At 63.0% G+C, this 25,093-nt stretch carries 23 protein-coding genes; 20 read left to right on the forward strand and 3 right to left on the reverse strand.

All coding sequences use genetic code 11. The annotated features are described in order from the left end of the window. Positions 1 to 107 precede the first annotated feature (107 nt). From GJ700_RS08230 to GJ700_RS08260, 8 genes are all read left to right on the forward strand, one after another. Positions 108 to 1,094, forward strand: coding sequence for a porin (locus GJ700_RS08230; protein ID WP_154372473.1), 987 nt, complete (start codon positions 108 to 110; stop codon positions 1,092 to 1,094). A 339-nt stretch (positions 1,095 to 1,433) separates the two neighbouring features. Beyond that, positions 1,434 to 1,595, forward strand: coding sequence for a hypothetical protein (locus tag GJ700_RS34940; protein WP_195763820.1), 162 nt, complete (start codon positions 1,434 to 1,436; stop codon positions 1,593 to 1,595). A 78-nt stretch (positions 1,596 to 1,673) separates the two neighbouring features. After that, positions 1,674 to 3,824: a TonB-dependent siderophore receptor gene (locus GJ700_RS08235; RefSeq protein WP_154372475.1), complete on the forward strand. Its 2,151-nt coding sequence runs from the start codon at positions 1,674 to 1,676 to the stop codon at positions 3,822 to 3,824. An 11-nt stretch (positions 3,825 to 3,835) separates the two neighbouring features. After that, the gene (locus GJ700_RS08240) at positions 3,836 to 4,579 is read left to right on the forward strand and encodes a DUF4198 domain-containing protein (RefSeq protein WP_154372477.1); all 744 of its coding nucleotides are present in this window, start codon (positions 3,836 to 3,838) and stop codon (positions 4,577 to 4,579) included. A gap of 226 nt (positions 4,580 to 4,805) precedes the next feature. Beyond that, on the forward strand, positions 4,806 to 5,510 hold the full coding sequence (locus GJ700_RS08245) for a haloacid dehalogenase type II (RefSeq protein ID WP_154372479.1): 705 nt from the start codon (positions 4,806 to 4,808) through the stop codon (positions 5,508 to 5,510). Then, positions 5,510 to 6,559, forward strand: coding sequence for a phosphotransferase (locus tag GJ700_RS08250; RefSeq protein WP_154372481.1), 1,050 nt, complete (start codon positions 5,510 to 5,512; stop codon positions 6,557 to 6,559). Before GJ700_RS08245 ends, GJ700_RS08250 begins: the two co-directional genes overlap by 1 nt. Then, positions 6,556 to 7,905, forward strand: coding sequence for an aspartate aminotransferase family protein (locus GJ700_RS08255; RefSeq protein WP_154372483.1), 1,350 nt, complete (start codon positions 6,556 to 6,558; stop codon positions 7,903 to 7,905). The genes GJ700_RS08250 and GJ700_RS08255 overlap by 4 nt, the downstream gene beginning before the upstream one ends. A 34-nt stretch (positions 7,906 to 7,939) precedes the next feature. Continuing rightward, positions 7,940 to 8,443 carry an Lrp/AsnC family transcriptional regulator gene (locus GJ700_RS08260; RefSeq protein WP_154372486.1) on the forward strand — a complete coding sequence of 168 codons (504 nt, stop codon included), beginning with the start codon at positions 7,940 to 7,942 and terminating at the stop codon, positions 8,441 to 8,443. 112 nt (positions 8,444 to 8,555) lie between these two features. Here the strand turns inward: GJ700_RS08260 and GJ700_RS08265 are convergent, their stop codons facing one another. Both GJ700_RS08265 and GJ700_RS08270 read right to left on the reverse strand, forming a co-directional pair. Continuing rightward, complete coding sequence (locus tag GJ700_RS08265; RefSeq protein ID WP_154372488.1) at positions 8,556 to 9,056, reverse strand: Lrp/AsnC family transcriptional regulator; 501 nt, start codon at positions 9,054 to 9,056, stop codon at positions 8,556 to 8,558. Between the two features lie 49 nt (positions 9,057 to 9,105). After that, positions 9,106 to 9,927 (reverse strand): GNAT family N-acetyltransferase, encoded by an 822-nt coding sequence (locus tag GJ700_RS08270; RefSeq protein ID WP_154372490.1) that lies wholly within the window; start codon positions 9,925 to 9,927, stop codon positions 9,106 to 9,108. Positions 9,928 to 10,401: 474 nt separating this feature from the next. Between GJ700_RS08270 and GJ700_RS08275 the strand changes: the two genes are divergently transcribed. The 12 genes from GJ700_RS08275 (at position 10,402) to GJ700_RS08330 (ending at position 22,989) form a co-directional block, all read left to right on the forward strand. Continuing rightward, entirely contained in the window at positions 10,402 to 10,743 is a 342-nt protein-coding gene (locus GJ700_RS08275; protein ID WP_154372492.1) for a (2Fe-2S)-binding protein, read from the forward strand. Beyond that, positions 10,725 to 12,101 (forward strand): FAD/NAD(P)-dependent oxidoreductase, encoded by a 1,377-nt coding sequence (locus GJ700_RS08280; RefSeq protein ID WP_154372494.1) that lies wholly within the window; start codon positions 10,725 to 10,727, stop codon positions 12,099 to 12,101. The genes GJ700_RS08275 and GJ700_RS08280 overlap by 19 nt, the downstream gene beginning before the upstream one ends. Further along, complete coding sequence (locus GJ700_RS08285; protein WP_154372496.1) at positions 12,098 to 13,243, forward strand: NAD(P)/FAD-dependent oxidoreductase; 1,146 nt, start codon at positions 12,098 to 12,100, stop codon at positions 13,241 to 13,243. The genes GJ700_RS08280 and GJ700_RS08285 overlap by 4 nt, the downstream gene beginning before the upstream one ends. A 4-nt stretch (positions 13,244 to 13,247) precedes the next feature. Continuing rightward, entirely contained in the window at positions 13,248 to 14,045 is a 798-nt protein-coding gene (locus GJ700_RS08290; protein WP_229506881.1) for a cupin domain-containing protein, read from the forward strand. Positions 14,046 to 14,079: 34 nt separating this feature from the next. Continuing rightward, complete coding sequence (locus GJ700_RS08295) at positions 14,080 to 15,156, forward strand: homoserine kinase (RefSeq protein WP_154372498.1); 1,077 nt, start codon at positions 14,080 to 14,082, stop codon at positions 15,154 to 15,156. A 131-nt stretch (positions 15,157 to 15,287) separates the two neighbouring features. Further along, complete coding sequence (locus GJ700_RS08300; protein WP_154372500.1) at positions 15,288 to 16,910, forward strand: ABC transporter substrate-binding protein; 1,623 nt, start codon at positions 15,288 to 15,290, stop codon at positions 16,908 to 16,910. Between the two features lie 86 nt (positions 16,911 to 16,996). Then, positions 16,997 to 18,457: a threonine synthase gene (gene thrC / locus GJ700_RS08305; protein ID WP_154372502.1), complete on the forward strand. Its 1,461-nt coding sequence runs from the start codon at positions 16,997 to 16,999 to the stop codon at positions 18,455 to 18,457. 241 nt (positions 18,458 to 18,698) lie between these two features. Further along, positions 18,699 to 19,427 carry a cupin domain-containing protein gene (locus GJ700_RS08310; RefSeq protein ID WP_154372504.1) on the forward strand — a complete coding sequence of 243 codons (729 nt, stop codon included), beginning with the start codon at positions 18,699 to 18,701 and terminating at the stop codon, positions 19,425 to 19,427. Between the two features lie 6 nt (positions 19,428 to 19,433). After that, a complete protein-coding gene (locus GJ700_RS08315; protein ID WP_154372506.1) occupies positions 19,434 to 20,360 on the forward strand; it encodes a 2-hydroxyacid dehydrogenase in 927 nt (308 codons plus the stop codon). A gap of 8 nt (positions 20,361 to 20,368) precedes the next feature. Beyond that, positions 20,369 to 21,361, forward strand: a complete 993-nt coding sequence (locus tag GJ700_RS08320) for an ornithine cyclodeaminase family protein (protein WP_154372508.1) — start codon at positions 20,369 to 20,371, stop codon at positions 21,359 to 21,361. Positions 21,362 to 21,369: 8 nt separating this feature from the next. After that, positions 21,370 to 22,341: a threonine/serine dehydratase family protein gene (locus GJ700_RS08325; RefSeq protein WP_154372510.1), complete on the forward strand. Its 972-nt coding sequence runs from the start codon at positions 21,370 to 21,372 to the stop codon at positions 22,339 to 22,341. Between the two features lie 105 nt (positions 22,342 to 22,446). Further along, positions 22,447 to 22,989, forward strand: a complete 543-nt coding sequence (locus GJ700_RS08330; RefSeq protein ID WP_154372512.1) for a gamma carbonic anhydrase family protein — start codon at positions 22,447 to 22,449, stop codon at positions 22,987 to 22,989. Positions 22,990 to 23,001: 12 nt separating this feature from the next. On the opposite strand, the gene GJ700_RS34945 is transcribed toward GJ700_RS08330, so the two are convergent. Next, positions 23,002 to 25,017: a PepSY domain-containing protein gene (locus GJ700_RS34945; protein ID WP_195763821.1), complete on the reverse strand. Its 2,016-nt coding sequence runs from the start codon at positions 25,015 to 25,017 to the stop codon at positions 23,002 to 23,004. Between the last annotated feature and the right edge of the window lie 76 nt (positions 25,018 to 25,093).

Below are 25,093 nucleotides of genomic sequence, written 5' to 3' on the forward strand. Positions count from 1 at the left end.
GGCTGCCCTTAAAGTTGCTGTGTGGTGCAGATAAAAGCAGTTGCATGTTAAGGACCAATTTTCTGATCCGCATAAGAGCTATCCATACAACCTAGGGGGAGTCCTGAATGAATAAATCCTTATTAAAGCAGGCGGTAACGGGCGCGGTATTGGCCATGGCGGCCGGCGCCGCCTGCGCGCAGTCGAATGTCACTGTCTACGGCATCGTCAATATCGGCGCAACGTACACGAAATCGGATGTGGCGCCAACCCGCTGGGGCATCGATCCGGGCGGCTGGTGGGCGTCGCGCCTGGGCTTCCGCGGCACGGAAGACTTGGGCAATGGCGTGTCCGCCGTGTTCCAGCTTGAAAACGGCTTCAGTCCCGATACCGGCACGCTGGGCCAGGGCGGTCGCCTGTTCGGCCGCCACTCGTGGGTCGGCCTGAGGGGCGATTTCGGCACGGTGCGCATGGGCCGCGCGTGGACGCCGACTTATTGCCTGCTGACCGACGTCATCGACCCGTTTGAAGATGCGCTGTCCGGCGCCGCCGGTGCATTCCTGGGTCGCAATATCTTTAGCGCGATCGATATCCGCATGCAAAATGCATTGTTCTACACGCAGTCGTTCGGCGGGCTGAAGGCGGACCTGGCGTATTCGCTGGGCGAGACCGCCGGCAATGCGTCGGCCAACCGCCAGATCAGCACGGCGTTCACGTACGGCACCGGCCCGTTGAAGGCGGTGCTTGGCTACCAGGATATCAACGACGCCAACGGTACGGGATCGTCGAAGCTGACGATGGCGGGCGGCACCTACGACCTGGGCGTGGCCAAGGTGCACTTCGGCATCGACCGGCAGAAAACCAACGCCGCCGGCCTGGCGCGCGTGGACGCCAACGACGTCCTGCTCGGCCTCACGGTGCCGGCCGGTGGCGGCCGCGTCCTGATGTCGTTCAACCGCCTGAACGACCACACGTCCGTCAATGCCGACATGAAGCAGTTCGCGATCGGCTATACGTACAACCTGTCCAAGCGGACCACGCTGTTCACGTCGTACGGCCATATCGACCGCAACGACGCCGACCGCATGGACCTTGGCATCCGCCACATGTTCTGACGCCGCGTCCCGCGCTGCAGGCAACAGGCCCTTCCTTCGGGAAGGGTCTTTTTTTTGCCTGGCCAGACCTAAATACGCTCAGCATTTTCCGCTGCTGGCCCCCGTGGATTTACCTTTTTATGCTGGACGCGGAGTCGCTTTCAAAGATTAATTCCATATGGTTCGTCCTATAGTTAAGCATACGGTCGCAAGGCCGCAGGATGACGAGGAGGACCGAAGCAAAACTGACTTGTGGAAGCAGCTGGATCTGTGCAAATGCAGGGCGAATGATCGACAAGGCTGCTTGATATGTGGGCAACGTACCCAATACCCGTACCGTTGACGATCAGGAGTACTGAAATGAAACAGCAGAATCAGCCGACCAAAGAGCAAGTTCGGCACTATATGGCATCGCGGCAGAACCAGCAGTGCCCGCCGCCATCGATCACCGAGATACGCCGCCAGCTGGGCTGGGGCTTGATGTCGGCGCCGCCCGGCGGCGCGCGGCGGGGCAGGCTGTAATGAATGACTGGGCGCGCTGACAGGGGCGGCGCCCATCTTGCAGGGTAATAAAATACAAAGACCACAAGGAGTTTTGTTATGTACCGACGCAGTCGCTGCACACTGGCCGTTTTTCTGGCCGCAACCTATCCACTGGCAGCGCAGTCTGCCGACCCAGTGACCGAAGCGGAGGCGCCTGCGGTCAGCGCTTCCGACAATGCCGCCCCGGCCGGCGAGACCAACAAGGTCATCGTCAAAGGCTCGCGCCAGAATTACCGCGCACTGTCGGCCACCGGCGCCACCAAGACCGACACGCTGCTGAAAGACACGCCGCAAAGCGTGCGTGTGCTGACCGCCGACCTGTTGAAGGATGTCGGCGTGACCAGCCTGGCCAGCGCGCTGGACTTGTCCAGCGGCGTCACGCGCCAGAGCAACCTGGGCGGCCTGTGGGACAGTTATTCCATGCGCGGCTTCACCGGCGACCCCAACTTCGGTTCGGACTACCTGGTGAATGGCTTCAGTTCCAGCCGCGGCTATAACGGCTTGCGCGACTCGGCCAGCACCACCAGTGTGGAAGTATTGAAAGGTCCCGCATCCGCCCTGTATGGCCGGGGCGAGCCGGGCGGCACGGTCAACATCACCACCAAGAAGCCGCGCTTCGAACCGGCCTATGCGATCGACCTGACGATGGGCAGCTTCCACACGTACCGCGGCGCCGTCGACCTCACCGGGCCGATCAGTGAAAATGTCGCTTACCGCCTGAACGCCGCGCTGGACAAGGCCGACAGTTTCCGCGACAAAGTGGAAGCCCGGCGCAGCTTCGTGTCGCCATCGTTCATGTGGCTGATCGGCGATAGCACCAAGCTGTCGTATGAACTGGAACGCACCGTGCAGCGCACGCCGTTTGACCGTGGCGTGGTGGCCGTCAAGGGGGTGCTGGGCCTGGTGCCGAATTCGCGCTACTTTGGCGAGCCCAATGACGGTCCGACCGAAGTCAAATCGCTGGGCCACCAGGTGTTTGTCGAGCATGAATTCAATGACCAGTGGAAGTTGCAGGCCGGCCTGTCGTACCGCACCAGTTCATTGGAAGGGACAGCCAGCGAAGCGACCGCGCTGCAGGCCGATGGCCGCACCTTGTGGCGTTTGCGCCGCCATCGCGATTTTTCCGCCACCGACAAATCCGGCCGCATCGAACTGTTGGGTAAATTCGATACGGGTTCCATCACGCACAATGTGCTGGCGGGCGCGGACTTTTACCGTTTCGAAGACAACCGCAAGCAGCAGCGCCGTTCGCCCAGCGCCGCCAATCCTTACGCCATCGATATCTATAACCCGGTGTATGGCGCGCAGGCCGATCCGCTGTTGCCGATCGTCGATACGCAGGAAGACCAGAAATCGCATGCCTTTTATGCGCAAGACCAGATTGATTTGACGAAGCAGTGGAAAATGCTGGTGGGTGCGCGCATGGACAGTTATGACCAGACCGTGCAAAATTTCCGCACCAGGGCTATCAATCACCAGTCGCTGAGCGCCGTCAGCCCGCGCGCCGGCCTGGTCTACCAGCCATACCCGTGGCTGTCGCTGTACGCCAGCGCCGCCAGGGGCTTCCGCCCCAACAGTGGTGTCAGCGTCGACAATAAAGGCTTCCCGGCGGAGAAAAGCAAGTCGTACGAAGTGGGCGCCAAGTTCGATACGCCGGACGGCAAGATCACGGGCACGGTGGCGCTGTACCACATCGCCAAGCAAAATGTCTTGACCACCAATCCGCTCAATATCGACTTCTCGATCCCGGCCGGCGAGCTGTCCAGCAAGGGGCTGGAACTCGACGTTTCCGGTGAAATCGCCAAGGACTTGCGCATGGCTGCCGCCTATGCGTACACGGATGCCAGGGTCACCAAAGGCGATACCACCATTACCACCGGCAGCCGTTTCCCCAACGTGCCGCGCCAGAGCGGCAGCGTGGTGCTGACGCAGGCCTTCAAGATCAACGGCCAGGCGGCCACCTTGGGCGGCGGCTTGACTTACGTGGGCGAGCGCATGGGCGATGTCGCCTTCAGCAGCGGCTTCAAGCTGCCGGCCTACACCACCTTCAAGGTGATCTCCTCATGGTCGCCCAGCAAAAACCTGCGCCTGTCGCTGAACATCGACAACCTGTTCAACAAGCGCTATTACGCCAGTTCGTTCAACCAGGTCTGGGTCGCCCCGGGTCCGGCACGCACCATTACCCTCAATTTGAATTACAAGTTCTGAAAGGATCAACAATGAAGAAGTTCGTCAAGGCTGCCGCTGTAACCGTTGCCGCCGCAGCCGCCCTGGTCTCAGGCAATGCGCAGGCGCACGGCATCTGGTTCGCCCAGCGCGCCACGCAACTGGCCCTGGTCTACGGCGTGGGCGCGGATGACCTCGATGCGTTGAAGCGCTGGCCGCTGGTGACCCACATGGCCGGCTACGATGCGGCAGGCAAAGCGGTGTCGGCCACGCTGGAGCCGGAAGGCAAGTTGCTGGTGGTTGACCTGCAAAGCCAGCCGGCCATCGTCACCGCCGTGCTGGACAACGGTACCTGGAGCCGCACGCCGGACGGGAAATGGCACAAGAAAGGCCGCAATGAAGTGCCGGATTCGCAAATGAGCGAAAAAACCTTCAAATATGCGGTGCACCTGCGCGCACCGCTGGCGGCGCCGCTGCAGCCGTTGCCCGAGCAAACCCTGCAAGTGCTGCCGGTGGAAGCAAAGCTGCCCGAACAGTTGGGTCAGGCGATCAAGCTGCGTGTGCTGTACCAGGGCAAGCCGGTGGCCGGCGCGAAGGTCCTGCAAGACTATGTCAACGACCCGGATGCGACGCCCGTGCTGAGCGGCGCCGATGGCACGGTCACCCTCAAGGTCCGCAACCAGGGCTTGAATGTGATTGTCGCGATGTATGAGGTGCCATCGGAAGAGTCGGCGAAGTATGACCACGTCGAACACCTGGCGTCGTTGTCGTTCGTGCTCGCGCACAAGCCAGAGTAAGCCGGAATAGCCACACCAGCGGCGCGGCGCTTGATAGCCCGCGCCGCTTTTTTTTTGACGTCGGCGCAGCTGCATTTGGGCGCCATAGAAAATGCTGGGCGGGCTCCGGATTAAAAAGGAAACTGCGCCGAACAGACTGTATTACAGCATCTCCTCGGCACGCGAATCCCTAAACTAGTCTTCATCGACCTGTCGTCAACCCCGCCAACTAAAGGAGATCCATCAAATGGCACACCAACCTAAATTCATCAGCTTTGACTGCTATGGCACCCTCATCAACTTTGAAATGGGCCCCACTGCGAAACGGCTGTATGAAGACCGTGTTCCAGCCGCCCGCATGCCGGCTTTCCTGGACAGTTTCAAGTTTTACCGCCTTGACGAAGTGTTGGGCGATTGGAAGCCCTTCTTTGACGTCGTGGAAAACTCGCTGCAACGCACGTGCAAGGCGCATGGCATCGAATACCGCGCATCCGATGCACTGGCCATGTATGCCGCCGTGCCAACCTGGCAGCCGCATCCGAACGTGGTGGAAACGCTGCAGGCGATCGCGCCGCACATTCCGCTGGTGATCCTGTCGAACTCGATGGTGGATTTGATCCCGCACAGCGTCGCCCACCTGAAGGCGCCGTTCCATGCCGTCTATACCGCCGAGGAAGCGCGCGCCTACAAGCCACGCGCGCAAGCGTTCGAATACATGTTCGATCAACTGGGTTGCGGACCGGAAGACATGATGCACGTGTCGTCGAGCTTCCGCTACGACCAGATGACGGCAAACGACCTGGGCTTCAAGTACAAGGCATTCATCGACCGCGGCCACGAACCGATGTGCGATGGTTATGGCGTCGACCGCCTGACGGATTTCCGCCAGCTGGCGGGCCTGGTGGGTATCGATTTGCCGTCGAAGGCCGCCGGCGCCCAACGGGGTGCGTGATGGGGGATCATCACCTGAAGGCCGCCACGGCGCTCAGCACCGTGGCTCCCAACTTGACGCTGGACGAGGTGACGGCCCTGGCAATCCACCTCTATGGCATCAATGGTAGCGCTACACCGCTGCCCGGGGAACGCGATCAGAATTGCCGCATCGAGACGGCGGATGGGCGCCGCTACGTCATCAAGATCAGCAATCCGTCCGAGCCGGTCGGCGTGGTCGATTTCCAGATCGCCGCGCTCGATCACATCGCCCGCGTATCGCCCGGCCTGCCGGTGCCGCGCATGGTGCGTACGCTCGATGGCCAAACGCGGGGTACGGTCACACTGGCCGGCGGGCTGACCGCCACGGTACGCATGCTGACGTATCTCGACGGCGTGCAAATCCTTGAAACGCCACGGACGGCGTCCCAGCGGCGGTCCATGGGCACGCTGCTGGGCGGGCTCGATCTCGCGCTGCGCGATTTCAGCCACCCGGAGGCGACCCACGACTTGCTGTGGAACGTCTCGGCCGCGCACCGCCTGGCCGACAAGATCGACAGCGTGCTGGATCCGTCGCATCGTGCACTGGCCCAGGCGTTCATGCAGCGTTTCAACGACCACGTGTTGCCGCACCTGGCTTCGCTCAGGTCGCAAGTGATCCACAACGATATCCACTTCTACAACGTGCTGGTGGCTCCCACCGACCATGAGCGTATCGTTGGCGTGATTGACTTTGGCGATATGCTGCATGCGCCGCTGGTGGGCGAGGTGGCGACAGCCGCCGCCTTCCACATGAAGGGTTGCGCCGATCCGTTCGAAGGGCCGGCGCAATTCGTCGGCGCTTATCACGCGACCTTGCCGCTGACCGGGGCCGAGCAGGAAATCGTGGCCGACCTGATGGCGACACGCCACCTGATCACGGCATTGATTACCAACTGGCGCGCCGCGCGCTACCCGGAAAACCGCACTTACATCTTGCGCCACAATCCTGCCGCATGGGAAGGGCTGGCACAGATCGCCGATCTCTCCCGCAACGAAGCGCGCGACAGGTTACTGAAGGAAATTAAATGAAAAGCACAAGCACAATCGACCTCAATATGGTGAACGCCTACATCCCCGGGCGCGCCAACGTGGGACCGGCCACTGCGGCCATGATCGAACGGCGCGATGCGCTGCTGGGCCCCGCGTACCGGCTGATGTATGAACACCCGCTGCACATCGTGCGCGGCGAAGGCGCCTGGCTGATCGATGCGGATGGCCGCCGCCACCTTGACGTGTACAACAATGTGGCGTCCCTCGGGCATTGCCATCCTGCGATCACGGAAGCCATTTGCACGCAAGTGCGCAAGTTGGCGACCAATACCCGCTACCTGCACGACACCATCCTGGAACTGGCCGAGCGCTTGCTGGCGACCGTGCCGGGCACGGAGTTGGCGCACCTGATGCTGACGTGCTCCGGCAGCGAAGCCAACGACCTGGCGTACCGCATTGCCCAGACCCGCACCGGCGGCGTCGGCATGATCGTGACGGACACCGCGTACCACGGCTTTACCGACGCCGTGTCGAAATTTTCGCCATCGCTGGGTGAAAACGTCGACCTGGGCGCACATGTACGCGTGGTTCCAGCGCCGCGCCAGTATCACGCCGAAGGCGCCGACGTTGCCGACACGTTTACACGCGATGTCGAAGCGGCCATCGCGGATTTGAAGCGCCATGGCATCCAGCCGGCGGCGCTGATTGTCGATACCATGTTTACCAGCGATGGTATCTTGCCGGGGCCGGTTGGGCTGTTGAAAGGCGCCGTTGAAGCCATCAAGCGGGCCGGGGGCCTGTTCATTGCCGATGAAGTGCAGCCCGGCTTTGGCCGGACCGGCGAGCACATGTGGGGTTTCCAGCGCCATGGCGTGCAGCCGGACATCGTCACCATGGGCAAGCCAATGGGCAATGGCCAGCCGGTGGCGGGACTGCTGGCCACGGCGGATGTGCTGGGACGGTTCGGGGAAAACTCGCGCTACTTCAACACGTTTGCCGGCAATACCGTGTCGTGCGCGGCGGCGCTGGCGGTGATCGATACGATTGAACGTGATCAGCTGATCCAGCACGCGGCCGGCGTCGGCAAGGTTTTGCGCGACGGCATTGCCGCCCTGGCCAGCCGCCATGAAGCCATCGGCGATGTGCGCGGCGTGGGCATGTTTGTCGGCGTTGAACTGGTATCGGACCGCGCATTGCGCACGCCCGACCGCGCACTGACCACCCGTGTCGTCAACCACATGCGTGACCAGGGTATTTTGCTCAGCGCCTGCGCAAAGGGCCATAATGTGCTGAAAGTACGGCCGCCGCTGGTGCTGACGGCCGAGGAAGCGCAACTGGTGATCTCGGCGCTGGATGACGCCCTGAGCGCGGCGCAGCGGACGTAAGCAAGCTACATTGGGGCCGATGGCGGCGTGAACTATGCGATCTTCAATTTCCCTGGACCCGTTCGACATTAAAATCCTTGCGCATCTGCAGCGCGAAGGACGCTGTTCGAATGTGGATCTGGCGAACGCCATCGGCCTCAGTGAAAGCCCGTGCCTGGCCCGCACCAAACGGCTGGAGGAAGGCGGCATCATCCGCGGCTACGGCGCGCAGGTCGCGCTGGAAAAACTGGGCAGCCACGTCATCGTGTTTTGCGAAGTGACCCTCGGCAGCCACCGGACCGACGATTTACGCCGCTTTGAATGCCACGCCGCCAGGTATGGGGAAATCGTCGAGTGCTACAACATTTGCGGCGGCTACGATTACCTGCTGAAAATCGTGGCGCCCGGTGTCACACATTTCCAGGCGCTGATGGAGCAGCTGCTGGACGACGCGATCGGCATCGTGAAATACTCCAGCCGCATCGTCTTGCGCCAGACGCTCGCCGGGCGCGGCGAGCCGCTGCGGGTGCTCATCACCGGCAAGCCGAGCTGGGAGTAATGCGGCCGGCCGGCGCCAGGTGTGCCCGCTCCGCGTCATCCATGGCCAAGCCGGTCCTCATGGCGGGCGCGATCAAGTCCGGGAACGAATTGCCATCGTAGAAGGCCGGTTTTTATGGGGATTCCTGTTCGCAGAACAGCTTGTCGATCGGATAGTGGCTCTTGACGAACGGCGACTTCATAACGATGTAGCTGAAATACTTTTCGATGTGGGCGTTCTGCCCCAGCACATCTTCCACCAGGCTTTGGTAGTGGATCACGTTGCGGGTCACAAATTTCAGCAGGTAGTCGAAACCGCCGCTGACCAGGTGGCATTCCACCACTTCATCGATGTCGCGGATGATGGCTTCGAACTTCATGATGTCTTCACGGCGGTGGTCCTGCAAGGTCACCTGGGTGAATACGGTCTGCATGCCGCCCAGTTTATCGAGCATCAGGCGGGCGCCGTAGCCGGTGATGTAGCCGGCCTTTTCCAGCCGCTTGACGCGCAGCAGGCAAGGGCTGGGCGACAGGCCGACCGCGTCGGCCAGGTCCACGTTGGTGGTGCGGCCGTTACGCTGCAATTGGGCGAGGATGCGCAGGTCGATACGATCCAGTTTAGGTACGTCCAGCATGATTTTTCCCTTCCGGCGGGCAGGGCGCCTGGCCGGTATATTGTTATGGTTATCCGAACGCCTGGTTCAGCAGCGCGTATTGCGTGATGGCCGGATCCGGCCGTGACGGTTCGCCACGCACCATGACCGGTACGGTTTTATCGACCTGCAGCATGCCCATGTCCGTCAGCCACGGGCTGAGCTGATGCTCGCCCGGGACATCCACGCGCACGAACGATCCTGCGTAGCTGCCCGCCCAATGCGCAATCAGCGCCTTGGCGCGGTGAATGTCCGGCGCCACCACGGGCCCGATCACATAGCCGAGTCCGTACCGGCGCAGGGCGGCGAATCCGATCAAGCCATCGTACAGGTCGATGGCCACGCAATTGGCGACGTTCAGCAAGTGCTTGAGCACTGTACCCCGTGGAAAACCCGATGCGCGGCTGGCCAGGTCGGCCAGCGCGGCATCGTCAAGTGAGCTGACGGGACGGATGCGCTCACCTTCGCCCAGCGGAATGAACGGCGCCTGGTAAACGGTCCCCTGATGCTGGTGCACCGTGCCGGTCTGGACAAAGCCCAGCCTTTTACAAATGGGCACGCCCTCCAGTGTGGCATGCAGCAGCAGGGTGCGATGGCCATGCTCGCGCAGCATGCGGTCAACCAGTTCGCGGCCGATGCCCTGGCCTTGGCGGGCGGGGGCAACGATGATCATGCCCAGCGACGCATAATCGCTGCCGTGGACCCAGCACATGGCCGTCCCCACCAGGCCTGACTCGTCTTCCGCGACGATGCCGGCGCCCAGTTCCAGCACGAATTGCCAGTCCTGCAGCCGGTGCGGCCACAGTACCGAGGTCGACAGCTTTTGCGCCGCCGGCAGATCGTCTGCCGTCATCTCCCGGTACCTGATACCTCTGTGTTGAGTATTCATGTGCTGTTCCTGTTCCGTGGTCTGGCAGTCAGGCCACCGGTTCCAGACTATCTTGCCGCGATCCTTTGAGCAGGAAAAGGGGGGAGAGTCAATTCGACAGGAAGTGCTGCCGGCGGCACTGCAAATAAGTGCATATGCCGTTTGTGGCGCCGGATGGCGCAGAAAATTCTTCATCACCTGGTGCGCAATAACCATTCGCGCCGCGATCCGCGCGGTTGAATGCCATGGTGTGCGGGAGCCTTGTCGACGAGGCGAAAATGCGTTGCTGGAAGCGTGGCAGATTATGCCAGTCCAGTCTTGAAAAATACATTTTTCTGCGAACTTTCGGCCTGAAAATGGGACGGCCGTGCAGGCCGTGCATGGTGTAATGAGTAGCCCCAAGCCGTGTCTTGAACTGCTGGCAGCGCGGCGAAACTCTCTGAAGATGGATACTGAAACATGATCAACATATCAAGACCAAAACCGGGTTTCAGCAGCAGCCGGTTTGCCCGCCTGGCTGAAACGGGACGCCCGGCCGTGCGCATCGTCATCGATGGCCGCCCGGCGGAAGCGCTGGCCGGCGACACGCTGATGGTGGCGATCCTCAACAATGCCCGCCAATTACGTGCATCCGAATTTGGCGACGGCAAGCGCTCCGGCTTTTGCCTGATGGGCGCGTGCCAGGATTGCTGGGTCTGGACCGTGGATGGCGGACGGCTGCGCGCCTGCACCACCGTGGTGGAAGAGGACATGCATATCATCACCCAACAACCGGAGGCGACATGGCCCAACCCCGCGTAATCATCATCGGCGCCGGCCCTGCGGGCGTGCGCTGTGCGCAAACCCTGGTGGCGGCCGGCTTGCGGCCGACCGTGGTCGACGAGAACCGCCGTGACGGCGGCCAGATCTACCGCCGCCAGCCGGACAATTTTACGCGTCCGTACGCGAAGCTGTACGGCACGGAAGCGGCCAGCGCACAGTCGCTGCACGAGAGCTTCGACGCCTTGCGCGCCAGGGTCGATTACCTGCCCGAAACGCTGGCGTGGAACATCGCCGATGGCCATCTGCACGTGATGCATGAGCAGCGCACGCGCAGCCTGCCTTACGATGCGCTGGTGATCTGCTCCGGCGCGACAGATCGACTGATGCCCGTCAAGGGCTGGCATTACCCCGGCACCTACAGCCTGGGCGCGTCGCAGATCGCGCTGAAGGCGCAAGCGTGCGCCATCGGCCGCCAGATCGTGTTCATGGGCACGGGGCCGCTGCTGTACCTGGTGGCGGCGCAATACGTGAAAGCCGGTGCGCAGATCGCGGCGGTGCTCGACACGTCGCCCTTCATGCGCCGCGTGGCGGCGTTGCCGAAATTGCTGGCGAGGCCAAACGTGCTGCGCAACGGCTTTGCGCTGGTGGCGAGCTTGAAGAGGGCCGGCGTGCAGGTGTTGACGGGTATTATGCCGCTGGAAATCAAGGGCTCGCCGGAAACCGGCGTGCAGGGCGTGGTGATCCGCGACAACCGCGGCGATGAGCGCTCCTTCGAATGCGACGCGGTGGCGATGGGCTATCACCTGCGTCCGGAAACGCAGTTGGCCGACCTGGCGCGTTGCGCGTTCCGCTTCGACCACGAATCGCGCCAATGGCTGCCGGAAGTGGGCGAAGACGGCCGCACATCGGTGCCGGGCGTGTACCTGGCCGGTGACGGCATGAAAGTGCTGGGCGCGGACGGGGCGGAAATCGGCGGCAGGCTGGCGGCGCTGGCGGTGCTGAAGGATAGCAACTACCCCGTGGCGGAAGACGAATTATTTGCGCTGCGGGCGCGGCAGGCCGGCATGGAGCGCTTCCGCCGGGGCCTGGTGCAAGCGTTCCCGTGGCCGGCCCAGCAAGCCGCGCAATTGCCCGATGAAGCCATTGTGTGCCGTTGCGAAGCCATCACGGCGGGCGAACTGCGGCGCACCGTGTGCGACAAGGGCGCGCGGGAAGCCAACCGCGCCAAGGCGCTGTGCAGGGTCGGCATGGGGCGTTGCCAGGGACGGTATTGTGGCCATGCGGGGGCGGAAGTGATTGCGCACGCCGCCGGCATGCCGCTGGAACAGGTAGGGCGCTTGCGCGGGCAGGCGCCGGTCAAGCCGCTGCCGATCGCGGTACGGGAGGAACAGCAATGAGTACCCAGCGGGCGGATGTCATCATCATCGGCGGCGGCATCATGGGCGCCGCCACGGCCTTCTTTTTGCGCAAGCGCGGCGTGTCCGTCATCCTGCTGGAGCGGGGCCTGATCGGGCAGCAAGCCAGCGGCGTGAACTTCGGCAATGTGCGCCGCCAGGGCCGCCACCTGGATCAAATGCCGCTCGCCAACCGGTCGCGCGAAATTTGGGGCAAGCTCAAGGAATTGATCGGCGATGATGCCGAATTCCTGTTAAGCGGCCACCTGCGTGTCGGCTACCGGCCGGAACACGTGGGGCGCATGGAGCAGCACGTGCTGGACACTAATCCTTACGGCCTCGGCTTGCAGATGCTGAATGCGCAGGCCGTCCACAAGCGCTTCCCTTACCTTGGAAAGGATGTCATTGCGGGCAGCTATGCCCCCAACGATGGCCACGCCAATCCGCGCCTGGCCGCGCCCGCGTTTGGCCGTGCCGCCGTGCGGGAAGGTGCGCAAGTGTATGAAAACACCGACATCGTGCACGTCGAAAAGGAGTCCGAAGGCTTTCGCGTGACTGCGGCCGATGGCCGCATTTTCCGTGCGCCGGTGGCGCTGGTAACGGCCGGCGCCTGGGCCAACCGCATCAGCACCAGCTTTGGCGAACCGGTGCCGGTCTTGCCGAAAGGGCCGCAGATGGCGGTGACCGAGCCGGTACCGTACGCGATCGCGCCGGTGATCGGCGTGGCGACCGACCAGATGGCGGAAGGGATTTATTTCCGCCAGGTGACCCGAGGCAATATCGTGTTTGGCGGCTGTGCCCGCGAAGAGGTCGACCTGGACCGGCGGCGCGCCTGCGTCAATCCGCGCAACACGCTGCATCAGTTCAGGGAGCTGCAGCGCGTGGTGCCGGCACTGAAAAACCTGAGCATTATCCGGGTCTGGAGCGGGATCGAGGGTTATACCGAGGATGACCGGCCCGTCATCGGGCCAAGTACGCGCGTGCCCGGCCTGTACTATGCGTTCGGCTTCAATGGCGAGGGCTTCCAGCTGGGGCCGGGCGTGGGCGACGTGATGGCGGAGCTGATTCATACCGGCGCCACCAGCACGCCGATTGGCCAATACCACATCGGACGTTTCACCAGGCCGGCGAAAAGCGCAGCCTGAGCCCATGAACGTCTTATCGAATAAGGAAGCAGTGATGTCGAATATGCAGCAAGCGGCGGCCACGCAGTCCACACCGGCCCGTATTCCCACGTTCATCGACTTGCGGGCATTTGCACGGGATTCGGCCCCGGGGCACCCATTGCCCGAGGTGGCCCGGGATGACGTTTTCCTGTCCAGCCGCCGGCTGCTGGACCTGGCGCTGGGTCCTGTCACGGTGGGTGTTATGTCGCTGCCCGCCGGCGGTGGTTTGGTGCCATGCCAGCCGGCCGATGAATTCATTATCGTCTGCGCGGGCAAGCTGACGCTGACCGTGGCGGAACAGGGCCGCACGCTGGTGCTGGGGCCGAACAACAGCGCGGTGATCCAGCATGGCGCCGCCTTTTCGTGGTCGGCACAGGAGCCGGTATCGGTGATCTTCATGCGCCATGGCGGCAGCCAGCCGGACGGGCGCGGCATCGTACCGGTGCGGGAGCATGCGCCGATGGCGCCATCGAATCCACCACTGGCCGAGTTGCTGCTGACGCCGGCGCCAGCTTGCCGCAATCACACGGACCACCGTTCCACCGACGGCACATTCAGCTGTGGGATATGGGATTCGACGCCTTACCACCGGCGCGCCATGCTTTACCGCCACCACGAGTTGATGTACCTGCTGGAAGGCAGCGTCACCTTCGTCGATGAGAGCGGCCGCAGCGGCACGTTCTCGAAAGGCGACATCTTCCTGGTCGAGCAAAATGCCCGGTGCAGCTGGGAAAGCCGAGACCGCGTGGCCAAGGTGTTCGCACTGTATCGTCCGGCCTGATCCGGCCGTCCCGTAACCCACTTTCGTACACACCATGGCAGTCTTTACCCCGGTCACCCTCGATGACCTTTCCGGCTGGATCACGCAGTTCGACCTTGGCAAGCCCCTGTCGGTCAGGGGTATTTCCGCCGGCATTGAAAACAGCAATGCCTTCCTGACGACGGACACAGGGGAATATGTGCTGACGGTCTTTGAAAAGCTGACGTTCGAACAGTTGCCGTTTTACCTGGAACTGATGCGCCACCTGGCCGGCCACGGCGTGCCGGCGCCCGCGCCGGTCGCCAACCGGCGCGGCGATATCCTGCATACGCTGAAGGGCAAGCCGTGCGCCATTGTGGCCAGGCTGGACGGCGCTTCGCAACTGGCGCCAACCGCCGTGCATTGCGCGGCGGTCGGCGCGATGCTGGCAAGGATGCATGTGGCCGGCATGGACTTCGCGTCATACCAGTCCAACCCGCGTGGCCTGGACTGGTGGCGGGCCACCGCGCCGGAGGTGCTGCCTTATCTTCCGGCCGAAGCCCGGCAACTGTTGCGCGCGGAAATCGATACGCAGAAAGCGTTTGCCGCATCCGCCATTTGCCGCCAGTTGCCGCGCGGACCGGTGCACGCGGACCTGTTCCGCGACAACGTGATGTTTACCGGTGAACGCCTGACCGGCATCCTGGATTTTTATTTTGCTGGATGCGACGCCTGGCTGTTCGATGTCGCGGTGACGGTCAACGACTGGTGCATCGCCCACGATACCGGGGTGCTGGACACGACCCGCGTGCGCGCGCTGCTCGATGCCTACCATGCGGTGCGGCGCTTCACCCCGGCTGAAGCTGCGGCATGGCGGACGATGCTGCGGGCCGCCGCGCTGCGCTTCTGGCTGTCGCGGCTGTATGACTATCATTTGCCGCGCGCGGCGGCCATGCTGACACCGCATGACCCGGCGCATTTCGAACGCATCCTGCGCCAGCGCATTGCGCAGCCGGTGCCGGACCTGGTCCGCGGCGCCGCGGGGTGTCCACGGTTTGAAACAAAGCATCCATCCATTGCCGAAGAACGAAACCTTCTGCCACCCGAGGGGAGGCAGACGGCAGAAAATACTTCGGGGGCAAGCCTACAATGAAGCTGCACGCCGCCGGGGTGGTGCCGCCTTTCCCGCATGCGCGGCAAGGCAGGCGGGGGAGCGCCGCGCCGGAAAACCATTGCAGTCAGCTTGCAACCATAAAATCCATTCAGACTCTTGAGGAAACACCCATGAGCAACAAAGAAACCAATATCATCCTGCCCCAGCATGCCGCCGTCAGTGATCTGATCGTCGATGATTTGAAGCGTGGCACGTCGCGCCGTGACGTCATGCGCACCTTGCTGGCCGGCGGTATGATGGCCGCCACTGCCGGTGGCTTGCTGACGCACGCCGGCGAAGCATTTGCCCAGACGCCGAAGAAGGGCGGCCGCATCCGTGTGGCGGTGGGCGCCAGTTCGACCGCCGATACGCTCGATCCTGCCAAGGGCGGCACCATTGCCGACTACGTGCGCCACTACATGTTCTACAACGGCCTGACCACGATCGATACCAAGCTGGGGGCGCAAATGGAATTGGCCGAGTCCATGACCACCAAGGATGCGGTGACGTGGACCGTGAAACTGCGCAAGGATATCCGCTTCCACGACGGCAAGCCGCTGACGCCGGCCGACGTGGTGTATACGCTGATGCGCCACAAAAATCCCGCCACAGCATCCAAGGTCAAGCCTGTGGCCGACGAAATTGTGGAAGTCAAAGCCACCGGCCCGAACGAGGTGCAGATCAAGCTGGCGTCGGCCAATGCCGACTTGCCGCAACTGCTGGGGACGTCGAATTTCCTGATCGTCCGCGACGGCACGACGGATTTCACGACGGCCAACGGTACCGGCCCATACAAGTGCAAGGAATTCCGTCCGGGTGTGCGTTCCATCAGCGTGCGCAACGAGAATTACTGGAAGCCGGGCAAACCTTATCTCGACGAAATCGAATACTTCGCCATTCCAGACGAAGCCGCGCGCGTCAATGCGCTGCTGTCGGGCGACGTTCACCTGATCAACGCCATCAATCCCCGCTCGGCGCCGACCGTGACGGCCGCCGGCGGCTATACGGTGTTCGAATCGAAGACCGGCCATTATACGGACTTGATCATGCGCGACAGCGTGGGCCCGGTGAAAAACCCGGACTTCGTCCTGGCGATGAAATACATGATGGACCGCGAACAAATCCGCAAGGTGTCGATGCGCGGCTTCGCCAGCCTCGGCAACGACCAGCCGGTCCAGGCGCACCACAAGTATTATTTCTCCGGCTTGCCGCAGCGCGGCATGGACCTCGACAAGGCCAAATTCCACTTGCAGAAATCCGGCATGGCCGGCAGCACCTTGCCGCTGGTGGCGTCCACTGCGGCCACCGGTTCGGTCGATACCGCGCAAATCCTGCAATTGTCGGCGCAGAAGATCGGCCTGAACCTGGATATCAAGCGCATGCCGGCCGACGGCTACTGGTCGAACCACTGGGCCAAGCACCCTATGTCGTTTGGCAATATCAATCCCCGCCCCACGACGGATTTGATGTTCACGCTGTTCTACAAGTCCAGCGCACCGCAGAACGTGTCGGGCTGGAAGAACGAGAAATTCGACCAGTTGCTGGAGCAGGCGCGCGGCGAAACCAATGACGCGAAACGCAAGCAAATGTACGCCGATATGCAAGTGATGGTGCACGAGGGATGCGGCGTCGGCATCCCGATTTTCAACCACTCGCTGGATGGTTTTACGAACAAGCTGAAAGGCATCAGCTCGCATCCGGTAGGCGGCCTGATGGGTTACATGTTCGCTGAGAACATTTGGCTGGACGCCTGATGGCATTGGGCCGGTACGGTGCAACACTTGCACGGTATCGGCCCTGCGCAATGAACTTCCATCCACGGACGACATTAGATAAAACCATGCAATATGTTTCCACCCGCGGCCATTCGGCCGCGCAATCATTTTCCGAGATCCTGCTGGGCGGCCTCGCGCCCGATGGAGGCCTGTACCTGCCGGCCGAATATCCCAGGGTCAGCGGCGCCGAACTCGATGCGTGGCGCGCGCTCTCCTACGCGGACCTGGCGTTTGAAGTATTGAAGAAATTCGCGACCGACATCCCGGAAGCGGACTTGAAAGCGCTGGCGCGCAAGACCTACAGCGCCGGGGTGTACCGCAATGCGCGTGCAGGCGACGACACGGCGCGCATCACGCCTTTGCATGCACTGGAATTTGCCAATGGCGGCGAACTCATCTTGCAGGCGCTGTCGAACGGTCCCACGCTGGCGTTCAAGGACATTGCCATGCAATTGCTGGGCAACCTGTTCGAATATGCGCTGGCCAAACAGGATGCGGAACTGAATATCTTTGGCGCCACCTCCGGCGACACGGGCAGCGCGGCGGAATATGCGATGCGCGGCAAGAAGGGGATCCGTGTCTTCATGCTGTCGCCGCACAGGAAGATGAGCGCGTTCCAGGCCGCGCAGATGTTCAGCTTGCAGGACCAGAATATTTACAACATTGCCGTCGAAGGCGTGTTCGATGATTGCCAGGATCTGGTGAAGGCGGTGTCGAATGACCTGGAATTCAAGGCGCGCCAGAAAATCGGCACGGTCAACTCGATCAACTGGGCGCGCGTGGTGGCGCAAGTGGTGTACTACTTCCGTGGCTACCTGGGAGCCACCACGGACAACCATCAAAAAGTATCCTTCACTGTCCCATCGGGCAATTTCGGCAATATCTGCGCCGGCCATGTCGCGCGCATGATGGGACTGCCGATCGACAAGCTGGTGGTGGCCACCAATGAAAACGACGTGCTGGACGAATTTTTCCGCACCGGGGTCTACCGCGTCCGGCAATCCGCTGAAACCCACCACACGACCAGCCCCAGCATGGACATCAGCAAGGCGTCCAACTTCGAGCGTTTCATCTATGACTTGCTGGACCGCGACGCGGCGCGCGTGCGCGCGCTGTTCGAGAAAGTCCAGACGCATGGCGGTTTCGACTTGTCGGGCGGGCCGGGCAGCGATGGCGACGAATTCCGCAGGGTGGCGCACTATGGCTTTGTTTCCGGAAAATCCGTGCATGCGGACCGTGTGGCCACCATTCGTGACATCCATGCGAAATATGGCGTCACCATCGATCCCCATACCGCCGATGGCGTGAAGGTGGCGCGTGAATACGTGGCGCCGGGCGTACCGATGATCGTGCTGGAGACGGCGTTGCCGGCGAAATTCAATGAAACCATCCGCGAAGCGCTGGGCCGCGACGCCGAACGCCCGGCGGGTTTCGAAAACATCGAGGCGCTGCCGCAGCGCTTCGACGTGATGCCGGCCGATGTTGGCCGGATGAAGGCGTACATCGCCGGACATACGGGCCTGTAACGCCTCCTGCCCCCAGAAGCTGGCGGGCCACCAGTCCCTGCCCACATGTGGCGGGGACTATCCTGAACACTGCAGCAGGCTGTGCTGCGCAACGCCCTGAATTCCGCGCTTTCTGTGCGGCGGCACGGCGAAAACAGTGATTCTTCACTGGGGCTTCATGGTCTACTAAATGGCGAGGGGCGCTGTTGCTGTGCATGCACTGCGCGGCGTCATTGATTGTTCCAACCATGAAAGCATCACCATGTCGAATGTACGTGTTCCATCTTTTGTCGACCTGCGCCAATTCGCGCAAGACCGTAGCCAGGGTATTCCCGTCACCGCCGAGGCCGGAGCAGACTGTTTCCTGTCCAGCCGCCGTGTGCTGGACTGGGCGCCCGGTCCGGTGACGGCGGGCGTGATCACGCTCGACGGTGGCAGTGGCGAGGTGTCGTCGCTGCCTGCCGATGAATTCATTATCGTCAACGAGGGCAGCGTGACCCTGTCGCAGCGTGGCGTCAGCCTGACCCTGGAAGCAAACCAGAGCGCGGTGATCCAGCAGGGCGCCGCGTTTTCGTGGTCGGCGCAAGGGCCGGTCTGCCTGATCTTCACGCGCTATAACCGCAGCCAGCCCGGCAACCGCGCCATCGTGCCGATCAAGGCCAACCCGCCACTGGAACCGACCGGCACGCCGCCTGCCGACCTGTTGCTGACGCCGGCGCCGGTATGCCGCAACTTTACGGATTACCGCTCGGCCGACGGCGAATTTGTCTGCGGCACCTGGGACTCGACGCCGTACCACCGCCGCGCCATGTTTTACCGCCACTATGAATTGATGTACCTGCTCGCCGGCAGCGTGACATTTGTCGACGAAGCGGGCCGTAGCGGCACGTTCACCAAGGACGATATCTTCCTGGTGGAGCAGACCGCGCAGTGCAGCTGGGAAAGCCGCGTCGACGTGGCGAAGGTCTACGTGATTTACCGCCCTGCGTAAGCAACCATGACCTTCGTCTACAAATCCGACCCGGTGCGCGGCGCCGTCTGGGCGGAACTGTTTGCACGCCGGATGCCGGAACTGCCGTTCCGCATCTGGCCCGACATTGGCGACCCGCGTGACGTGCGCTACCTGGCCGCATGGCAGCCGCCGGACGATCTGGCGGACCGCTTCCCGAACCTGGAAGTGCTGTTCTCGACCGGAGCCGGCACCGACCACTTCGACCTCGCCGCCATCCCGCCATCGCTGCCGGTGGTGCGGATGGTGGAGTCCGGGATCATCGGGGGCATGGTCGAGTACGTGAGCATGGCCGTGCTGTCCCTTCACCGTGACTGGCAAACCTACCGCAACCAGCAGCGCGAGGGTCACTGGCAAACGCACCGTGTCTATCCGGCGTCGTCGCGCCGTATCGGCGTGCTGGGCCTGGGCGTGCTGGGACGCGCGGTGCTGGAACAGCTGTCCCGTTTCGGTTTTTCGTGCGCGGGCTGGAGCCGGTCGCCGCAACAGATCGACGGTGTCGAATGTTATGCCGGCGCGGACGATTTGCGCCCGTTTTTGGCCCGCACCGACATCCTGATCTGCCTGCTGCCGTTGACGGACAGTACCCGTGGCATCCTGTCGACACCGCTGTTCGACCAGCTGCCGCGCGGCGCCACCGTGATCAACGTGGGCCGGGGCGGGCACCTGGTCCAGCAAGACTTGCTGCAGGCGCTCGATGCGGGGCAAATCGGCGGCGCCATCCTCGACGTATGCGAACCGGAACCGCTGCCGCCGGACCACCCGTTCTGGTCCCACCCAAAGGTGGTGTTGACGCCACATATCGCCAGCATGACGCAGCCGGAAACGGCGGTGGAGGCGATTGTCGACAATATTCGCCGCCACCAGGCGGGCTTATCCATGAACGGGTTGGTCGACCGGACCCGTGGCTATTAGGAGATCGTATGAAAACACTGCTGCTGAAAAAAGAAGAAATCAGCCAACTGATTAGTATGATGGACGTCATTGGCGCCGTCGAAGAGGCGTATAAAGCCTTTAACAGCGGCCAGGTGGCGCAGCCTGATTACATGAGCATCCACTTGCCGCCGCCGCGCGGTGAGATCGATTTCAAGGCCGGCTATTGCCAGTCCAATGAAATGATTTCCCTGAAAGCGTCGTCCGGCGCCTTCCCCCGGAACCCGGAATTCGGCTTGCCCAGCGGGATGGGCACGATCCTGCTGTTTGACGCCACGACCTGCGCCTTGGCCTGCGTGATGGATGGCAGCCTGATCACGGGCCTGCGGACCGGCGCCAGCGGTGCGGTTTCCGTCAAGGCGCTGGCCAGGAAAAACGCGAAAGTCATCGCGTCCATTGGCACGGGCAACCAGGCGCGCATGCAAATCCGCGCCATCCGCGAAGTGATGGCGATCGAAGCGATCCACGCGTGGGACCATCACCCCGCGTCGCTGTTGAAGTTCAAGGCCGATATCGAGCGCGAGTTCGGTATCCCCGTCGTACCGGCGCCGACCGCCAGGGAAGCGGTGGAGCGGGCCGATATCCTGATTACCACCACCCGAGGCAAGGGATCGCTGGTGGAGGCGGCCTGGGTCAAGCCGGGCACGCACATTGTCGCGATTGGCACGGACGTGCAAGGCAAGCAAGAGTTCGAACCCGGGATTTTCAGGAACGCGAAAATCGTCAACGATTCCATTGCCCAGTGCACGGTCAAAGGGGAAACCTGGCATCCGCTGAACAGCGGCATCATTACCCTGGAAGACATTCACGGGGAAATCGGCGAGATCTTGCTGGGCAAGAAACCGGGCCGGGAAAACGACGAGGAAATCACGATCTTCGATTCGACCGGCATGGCCATCCAGGACAACACGACGTCGGCAAAAATCTACCGCAATGCCCTGGAAAACAATATCGGTACGTTCTTTGCATTCTTTGAAAAGTAATCACCACCATGCGTAACTATCCAACCATTGAAGATATCCGCGAAGCCCGGGTCCGCCTGAAGCCGCATATCCGCCGTACGCCGATCCTGCGCGCGGACAAAATTGAAGCTGCCGCCGGTTGCCAGGTCTATCTGAAACCGGAAACCCTGCAAGTGACGGGCGCCTTTAAAATCCGCGGGGCCCTGAACAAAACACTGTCGCTGCCCAGGGAAGCCATTGCCAACGGCATCATCGGCACGTCGTCGGGCAACCATGCGCAGGGCCTGGCGTATGCCGCGAAAATGCTGGGCGTTAAAGCGACCATCGTGATATTGGCGTCGACGCCGGAAATCAAGGTCGCCAACACCAGAGCACTCGGGGCGGAAGTGATCCCGTTTGACGGTGATACGGCGGCGCGCTGGAAACACGTGTGTGAACTCGCCGAGAAAAACGGCTATGTGGCCATCCACGGATTTGAAGACCCGATGGTGATGGCCGGGCAGGGCACCATCGGCTGTGAAATCCTGGAAGACCTGGAAGATGTCGATACCGTCATCGTTCCACTGGGCGGCGGCGGTCTGATTTCCGGCATTGCCACCGCGATCAAGGAAACCAGGCCCTCGGTGCGCGTGATCGCCGCCGAGCCGGCGTTGACGCCGAAGTATTACCAAAGCCGGATCAACAAGGAGCGCACGTCGCTGCCCCTGCTGGACACCATCGCAGACGGATTGCGGATCAGTGTTCCGGGTCAAAATCCGTTTCCGATCATTGAAAAGTATGTCGACGAGATTGTGCTGGTCGATGATGAACACATCGTCGCGGGGATGCGCAGCCTGGCCGAGGACGCGAAGCTGATCGCCGAACCCGCCGCCGCGATCGGCATTGGCGCGTTGCTGGCTGGCGCCGTCAAGGTCCGGCCGGATGAAAAAGTCTGTGTGGTGCTGTCCGGCGGGAACTGGAACCTGGGCGACCTTGCCGACATCTACAAACCCGCCGAGTAACGTTTCCTGATAGCGCCGGGCGTTGCCGTATTCCGTCCGGCGCACAACGCATGCAATACAATGTGGCCTCGCTGCTCCGCCCTCCACGATCGTTAAGGAAGCAATATGCCACTGTCGAATTACCTTGACGCCGCTCCCCTGCTGGGCGAGCGGGTCTATCTCCACGCATCGGCCCAGGTGATCGGCGACGTCCGCATCGGCGCCGATTCGTCCGTGTGGTGCAACGCCGTGCTGCGCGGCGACGTCAATCACATCATCATCGGGCGCTGTACCAATATCCAGGATCTCACCATGGGCCACGTGTCCCACAAGACGGAACGGAAGCCACAGGGCTCGCCGCTGGTGATCGGGGATTACGTCACCATCGGGCATTCGGTGATCCTGCACGGCTGCCGGATCGGCGATGAATGCCTGATCGGCATGGGCAGTATCGTCATGGATGACGTGGTGATCCCGGACCGCGTCATGCTGGGCGCGGGCAGCCTGGTCGCGCCGGGCAAGACGCTGGAGCCCGGTTTCCTTTACATGGGACGGCCGGCGGAGAAAGTCCGGCCGTTGACCGAGGCGGAGATGGCGTACTTGCGCTACTCGGCCGAGCATTATGTCCGTCTGAAAAACAACTACCTGCAGGCCCAGGACAACGCCTGACCTGCAGGCGACCTACAGGTCCAGCACCAGCTGCGGCCCGCGCGCCCGCGAGCAGCAGGGCGTGAAGGAGACCGCCCGCGCCTCGTCGGTCAGGCAGTGGTCGCGGTGATCCGGCTCGCCCTCCAGCACGCCGGTGACGCAGGTGCCGCACAGCCCCTGGCCGCACGACGTGGGGATGGCGACGCCGGCCCCGTGCAACGCCGCCAGCGCGCTCTGGCCGGCCGCCACCGGCACCACGCGGCCGGTACTGGCGATCACGACATCGAAGGCGGCCTGCGCGCTGTCGGCCTGCGGGCCGGGCGGCGCGCTGAAGCGCTCCGTGTGCACGTGGGCGGCGGGCCAGCCCTGGCGTTCCGCCGCAGCCAGGGCGGCGTCCGTGAAGCCGGCCGCGCCGCAGATATACAGGTGGGCGCCGCGCTGCGGCGCCGCCAGCAGGCTGTCGAAGGCGGCGCGTCCCACGGTGTTGCTGAAGTGGAACAGGACCCGGCCGCAAAAGCGGCGCTCGTGCAAGCGCTCGCTGAAGGCGGCATGCAAGGGTGAACGGGTGCAGTAGTGCAATTCGAAGCTGGCGCCGCTGGCGGACAGGGTTTCCGCCATCGCCAGCAGGGGCGTGAGGCCAATGCCGCCTGCCAGCAAGACTGTATGCGGGCTGTCCGGCGCCAGCGCGAAGCGGTTGCGCGGCATGCCGATGGTGATGCGGTCGCCGGCATGGACGGCGTCATGCATGGCGTCCGAGCCGCCGCGCGATGGCGTGCAACGGTGGACGGCAATCTGGTAGCGGCTGCGGTCGCGCGGATCGCCACACAGCGAATACTGGCGCACCAGGCCCGGCGCCGTGTGCACATCGATATGCGCGCCGGCAGTCCAGGCGGGGAGCCTGCGTCCGCGCGGATGGACCAGTTCAAATGCGTAGACGTCGCGTGCGACATGGTGCTTGTCGCGCACGACGAGGCGTTGCAAGCCGTTGCTGCGGGCAGCGATATGGCGGCGCAGCCAGCCGCCCATGCCGGTCCAGGCCAGGAACGGCATGGCCAGCGCGGCGGCAAACTGCGCCAGCTGCCACGGCGCGCCAACCGCGCCATAGTGCAATGCCAGGCCCCACAGGTAGGCTTTGCGCGCCGACTGCGACTGTGCGTAGGATGTGTGCTGCAGGAGTGCGCCGCTGGCGGGGTCGTAATAAGCGATACCGGTGGCGTATTCATGCGGCGCGCCGTGTTCGACGATTTCCAGTTTAAGCGATGTGCCGGCGGCGCCCACGCGCCATTGCAGCTGGCGCCAGCCGGCGTAATCGCGTTCCAGCCGGGACCCTGCCGCGTCGAGCGCCGCCGCGATATCGGTGCGGGCGGACAGCGGCAACGGCGGCGGGGCCGGCACTGCCATGGCGGCGATGGGAAAGGCTTGCGGCACACCGCTCAGCGCGAGGACCAGCAGCACCGGCGCACACCACAGCGCGACCATGCGGTGGCGCCGCAGGCCGCGCGCGGCGGGATTGAGGCCCGCAGCCTTGCCGGCCCGCTTGGTTGCTGCCGGCGCGGCGGAACGGGTCAGCGCCCACAGCGCAAAGCCTGCCACAACCAGCGCAATGGCCGCCAGCGCAACACTGCCGGCCACGACGCCGCCGCCCGGCAGGTAGCTGAAAGTATGCAGCCACGCCATCGTGCCGAAGACCTCGCCGTAGGCGTCACGGATGCCGAGCACGCGCGCCGTACAGGGATCGACGTACACCCAGCGCCAGTCGCCAAAGCGGATACGCACCGGGGCCACGCTGTCGCCCTGTACCGCTTTCATGCGAATGGCCGACAACGCGCCGGCGTCCGGGTAGGCGGCATGCGCCGCTTCAATCAGGCGGGAAGTGGACAGCGGAGCACTGCACGCCGGGACGTGCTGCAGGGCGGGCTGCAGCAGCGGATCGAGCTGCGGCCGGAACACCATGCCGGCGCCGGTCAAGGCCACCATGACCAGCAACATGCCGACGGTTAATCCGCACCACCGGTGCAGCGTGCGTGCGGCGCGTGTCTCGTGTTTCATTTGCGGCCTCAAATGTGTGATTGAACGATTCATTACAGCACGCCTGGCGCGCTGTTTTATGGCATTTTCCCCGTGC

This window comes from Pseudoduganella rivuli, assembly GCF_009674485.1.
Lineage (GTDB): Bacteria > Pseudomonadota > Gammaproteobacteria > Burkholderiales > Burkholderiaceae_D > Rugamonas > Rugamonas rivuli_B.

Excerpts from the sequence above, each read along its gene's own strand:
- GJ700_RS08230 (WP_154372473.1), top strand. The coding sequence starts at position 108 with ATGAATAAATCCTTATTAAAGCAGGCGGTAACGGGCGCGGTATTGGCC.
- GJ700_RS34940 (WP_195763820.1), top strand. The coding sequence starts at position 1,434 with ATGAAACAGCAGAATCAGCCGACCAAAGAGCAAGTTCGGCACTATATG.
- GJ700_RS08235 (WP_154372475.1), top strand. The coding sequence starts at position 1,674 with ATGTACCGACGCAGTCGCTGCACACTGGCCGTTTTTCTGGCCGCAACC.
- GJ700_RS08240 (WP_154372477.1), top strand. The coding sequence starts at position 3,836 with ATGAAGAAGTTCGTCAAGGCTGCCGCTGTAACCGTTGCCGCCGCAGCC.
- GJ700_RS08245 (WP_154372479.1), top strand. The coding sequence starts at position 4,806 with ATGGCACACCAACCTAAATTCATCAGCTTTGACTGCTATGGCACCCTC.
- GJ700_RS08250 (WP_154372481.1), top strand. The coding sequence starts at position 5,510 with ATGGGGGATCATCACCTGAAGGCCGCCACGGCGCTCAGCACCGTGGCT.
- GJ700_RS08255 (WP_154372483.1), top strand. The coding sequence starts at position 6,556 with ATGAAAAGCACAAGCACAATCGACCTCAATATGGTGAACGCCTACATC.
- GJ700_RS08260 (WP_154372486.1), top strand. The coding sequence starts at position 7,940 with ATGCGATCTTCAATTTCCCTGGACCCGTTCGACATTAAAATCCTTGCG.
- GJ700_RS08265 (WP_154372488.1), bottom strand. The coding sequence starts at position 9,056 with ATGCTGGACGTACCTAAACTGGATCGTATCGACCTGCGCATCCTCGCC.
- GJ700_RS08270 (WP_154372490.1), bottom strand. The coding sequence starts at position 9,927 with ATGACGGCAGACGATCTGCCGGCGGCGCAAAAGCTGTCGACCTCGGTA.
- GJ700_RS08275 (WP_154372492.1), top strand. The coding sequence starts at position 10,402 with ATGATCAACATATCAAGACCAAAACCGGGTTTCAGCAGCAGCCGGTTT.
- GJ700_RS08280 (WP_154372494.1), top strand. The coding sequence starts at position 10,725 with ATGGCCCAACCCCGCGTAATCATCATCGGCGCCGGCCCTGCGGGCGTG.
- GJ700_RS08285 (WP_154372496.1), top strand. The coding sequence starts at position 12,098 with ATGAGTACCCAGCGGGCGGATGTCATCATCATCGGCGGCGGCATCATG.
- GJ700_RS08290 (WP_229506881.1), top strand. The coding sequence starts at position 13,248 with ATGAACGTCTTATCGAATAAGGAAGCAGTGATGTCGAATATGCAGCAA.
- GJ700_RS08295 (WP_154372498.1), top strand. The coding sequence starts at position 14,080 with ATGGCAGTCTTTACCCCGGTCACCCTCGATGACCTTTCCGGCTGGATC.
- GJ700_RS08300 (WP_154372500.1), top strand. The coding sequence starts at position 15,288 with ATGAGCAACAAAGAAACCAATATCATCCTGCCCCAGCATGCCGCCGTC.
- thrC (WP_154372502.1), top strand. The coding sequence starts at position 16,997 with ATGCAATATGTTTCCACCCGCGGCCATTCGGCCGCGCAATCATTTTCC.
- GJ700_RS08310 (WP_154372504.1), top strand. The coding sequence starts at position 18,699 with ATGTCGAATGTACGTGTTCCATCTTTTGTCGACCTGCGCCAATTCGCG.
- GJ700_RS08315 (WP_154372506.1), top strand. The coding sequence starts at position 19,434 with ATGACCTTCGTCTACAAATCCGACCCGGTGCGCGGCGCCGTCTGGGCG.
- GJ700_RS08320 (WP_154372508.1), top strand. The coding sequence starts at position 20,369 with ATGAAAACACTGCTGCTGAAAAAAGAAGAAATCAGCCAACTGATTAGT.
- GJ700_RS08325 (WP_154372510.1), top strand. The coding sequence starts at position 21,370 with ATGCGTAACTATCCAACCATTGAAGATATCCGCGAAGCCCGGGTCCGC.
- GJ700_RS08330 (WP_154372512.1), top strand. The coding sequence starts at position 22,447 with ATGCCACTGTCGAATTACCTTGACGCCGCTCCCCTGCTGGGCGAGCGG.
- GJ700_RS34945 (WP_195763821.1), bottom strand. The coding sequence starts at position 25,017 with ATGAAACACGAGACACGCGCCGCACGCACGCTGCACCGGTGGTGCGGA.